Genomic DNA, 287 nt, shown 5'->3' with positions numbered 1-287 from the left:
GAGGCGGCGCTGGTGCCGCGCGTATTACAGCAGGCTTTTCATCTGATGCGCTCAGGCCGCCCAGGTCCTGTGCTGGTTGATTTACCGTTTGATGTCCAGGTTGCGGAGATCGAATTCGATCCGGATATGTATGAGCCGTTGCCGGTATATAAGCCAGCCGCCAGCCGCGTACAGATTGAAAAGGCGCTGGAGATGCTGATTCAGTCCGAGCGTCCGGTAATTGTCGCGGGCGGCGGGGTTATTAACGCCGACGCCGCGCCACTGCTGCAGCAGTTTGCCGAACTGAC

General features: G+C 58.9%; 1 pseudogene. It reads left to right on the top strand.

Annotated elements, in window-relative coordinates:
- A pseudogene (locus J4G32_RS21145) lies at positions 1-287 on the top strand (glyoxylate carboligase); the annotation flags it as partial.

The sequence above is a fragment of the Microvirga antarctica genome (assembly GCF_017921815.1).
Taxonomy (GTDB): Bacteria; Pseudomonadota; Alphaproteobacteria; order Rhizobiales; family Beijerinckiaceae; genus Microvirga; species Microvirga antarctica.
Note: the sequence above shows the minus strand (reverse complement) of the source record. Positions and strands in the feature narration are given on the sequence as shown.